The sequence below is a fragment of the Bacteroidia bacterium genome (assembly GCA_025056095.1).
Taxonomy (GTDB): Bacteria; Bacteroidota; Bacteroidia; order JANWVE01; family JANWVE01; genus JANWVE01.
On record JANWVW010000287.1, the window covers coordinates 1 to 2,889 of the forward strand.

The 2,889-nt window shown below is 37.6% G+C and carries 2 protein-coding genes; one reads left to right on the top strand and one right to left on the bottom strand.

Annotated elements, in window-relative coordinates; translation table 11 throughout:
* On the bottom strand, window positions 1-1,311 hold a 1,311-nt coding region (locus NZ519_13470; protein ID MCS7029763.1), incomplete at its 3' end, for an NAD(P)/FAD-dependent oxidoreductase.
* Window positions 1,312-1,413: 102 nt separating this feature from the next.
* Between NZ519_13470 and aroA the strand changes: the two genes are divergently transcribed.
* Window positions 1,414-2,730 (top strand): 3-phosphoshikimate 1-carboxyvinyltransferase, encoded by a 1,317-nt coding sequence (gene aroA, locus NZ519_13475; protein MCS7029764.1) that lies wholly within the window; start codon window positions 1,414-1,416, stop codon window positions 2,728-2,730.
* The last annotated feature ends 159 nt before the right edge of the window (window positions 2,731-2,889 follow it).

Below are 2,889 nucleotides of genomic sequence, written 5' to 3' on the forward strand. Positions count from 1 at the left end.
CACATTACCATTTTTGCGAAATACCCATTTTTGCCACGTCTTGGGCGTACTGGCATGAGTGTACAAAATGTGCTCTGGCTTGAAATAAGGAAAGTACTCATGCAATGCTTTTAAGATATATTGATGCAACTCCTCTTTCTTTTTTCTAACATCAAAATTAGGTTCAAACCACTGCACAGGGTTAGGAGCATGGGTAGAAATGTTGATTACTCGTATGCCGTTTGTGCTGCGAATTTTATCCTCGGGATGAGAGATAGACACAAAAATAGAATGGCTGTTGAGAAAAGGAATAGGTTCGTCTAATATGATTTGATGATGTAAAGTAAGATTTTTGGGCAGCACATCTTGTATAGCTATGCCCACAGAAAAAGCCGACCAATATTGATTACGTTTTTGTATTTTCTGCTTAAATTCTGCTTGAAGTTCAGGAATTTGAACAATTTCAGGTAAATTCCATATCGGTAGGTTAGTAATTACTTGTTTAGCCGCATAGACTTGACCTTTATCGGTCTGTACGTAATAAACTTCATTTTGGTAAGTAATGCTTTTTACTTTACTTTCATACAAAATTTGACCTTGATGCTGCTCTATATACTGTGCAAAAGCACTGACAAAGGAAATCAATCCGCCCCATGAATAGTAATTAGTGTAGTTAGTGTAGCACAACATTGCCGCTCCGATAAACATATTGACGTGTTCTGCTGTATTTTGGGCAGTAATCATCAATTGTTCATCTATAAAACGAGTGAAATCAGGGTTTGTATGCAGCTTCATTTTTTTGAGCATATCTCTAACGGATATAAAACTATAACGCAACCAAAACGCATCCAAAGGGTTATTATGAGTAATCAAATACAACCAATCGCGCAAATTTTGAGGGGGAAAGTACTTGTTTTTTAGGGCTACCTTCCACACTAATTGACTAATTTTGTAGCACAATCGCCAAAATTTTTCTTGTTGTTCGGGCTGACCAAAAGCTTTTTGTGCTTCGGCAATCCATTTATGGATATCTTTGTAACGAACTATCGGCTTTTTATGCAGCCAAACCGTCATAGCAGGTTCAATCGCAGTGATGGGCAAATGAATACCTAATGTTTTTTGCAAATACTGCAAAGGTTGTTTATCATCGAAACCCATGATAGTGGTAGCACCGCTTTCAAAAATGTATCCTTTTCGGATGAAGCTGGAGCTACATCCACCTGGCACGCGCGCAGCTTCTAAAATGAGAATTTTTTTACCTTGTTTAGCCAATAAACTTCCGACAGAAAGTCCTCCCATGCCCGCGCCCACAATAATAGCATCATATATCATACTCACTGTAAATAAAGCAAGATTTTGTAAGAATAGTTTTACGAACGGACAAATTTGCTTTTTTGTATATTGAATTCAGTGTAATTAAGCATAAAAGTTTAGATGAAAATTTATCAATTCTATCCTAAGCAGCTCAAAGAAGTAAGTGTAACTGTACCCTGTTCCAAAAGTGTGGCTAATCGTATGTTGATTTTAGCCACTCACTGTTCAGCAAAAACAGAGTTAAAAAATGTTACACTTAACACGGATATTCAAACCTGCCTTGAAGGATTAAAAAAATTAGGCTTTGAAATAAACTATGATGATAGCAATCTATCGCTGGCTATTCAACCGAACAGTAGTAACCTTGACAAAGAAGTAAGTATAAACGCAGGTCCTTCGGGTACCACTTTACGATTTTTGACTGCGTTATCACTGTTTTGGGCTTCTAAAGTACACATTCATGGAGATAAAAGCTTACAAAAACGCCCTATACAAGATTTATTAGAGGTTTTAGAACATCAGTTAGGTGCGGAAGTAGCGTATCATCAAGAAAAGGGGTATTTACCTGTTACTTTGACACGCAAGCAAAATTTCCCCAAGTCTATTCATTTAAATGTTTCAGCAGAAAAAAGTAGCCAATTTGCGTCAGCTTTACTCATGATTTTACCTTGTTTAGGCGTTGGGGCAAGTGTTAGACTCATTCCACCTGTAAATTCTTACTCTTACATTGAACTTACTTTACAAGTAATGAGAGAAATGGGCTTTTGGGTAAGCCAAACAGCAAATTTGACCTATACCTATCAAGGTAGAGCTGAAAATAACATAAAAAAAACGTATTTTGTAGAAGGAGATTGGTCAGCGGCTACGTTTTGGTACGGATATACTGCACTATCAGGTAAAAAGTGTATTTTATTAGGTCTAAATCCGAATAGCCAACAAGGTGAAAAAGCTATCCAAAACATAATGGCTGATATTGGCATAAAGTCATGTTTTAATTCAAAAAACGAATTAGAAATTTTTCCTGCGGAGGGTCCTCTTAAACCTATACAAGCTGATTTAGCTTTATTACCTGATGCCGCACCAATGCTGGCAGTAGTGGCTGCTTTTATTAAAGGTCAGAGCGTGTTAAAAGGATTACAAACTTTAGCTTACAAAGAAACGCATCGTATTCAGGCTATTGCCCAAGAGTTGAAAAAAATAGGAATTGAGGTTGAACATTCCTCTGATAGCTTGCGCATAACAGGCGGAACACCTAAGCCTGCTGTAATAGAAACATATCAAGATCACAGGATAGCTATGGCTTTTGCTATGGCAGGCGTTAGGCTTCCTTACCTTTCTGTGATAGAACCTGAGTGTGTTCAAAAGTCTTATTCTAATTTTTGGGCGGATTATCAAAAAACAGGTATGTTAATTTTACCGCGAGAGATAGTTATATAAGGATTTAAGCGTTAAAGTATCAAAACTTCACAAAAACTCTACCTGCTCAACTGCTGTATGTAAAAGTTTGAAAAGTAATTTGATTTTTTTGGGCGTGCCCCTTGCTGACGCAAGGGTCGGGGCATTCCGCACTGCGCTTCGCTTCGGTACTTCGCTGCG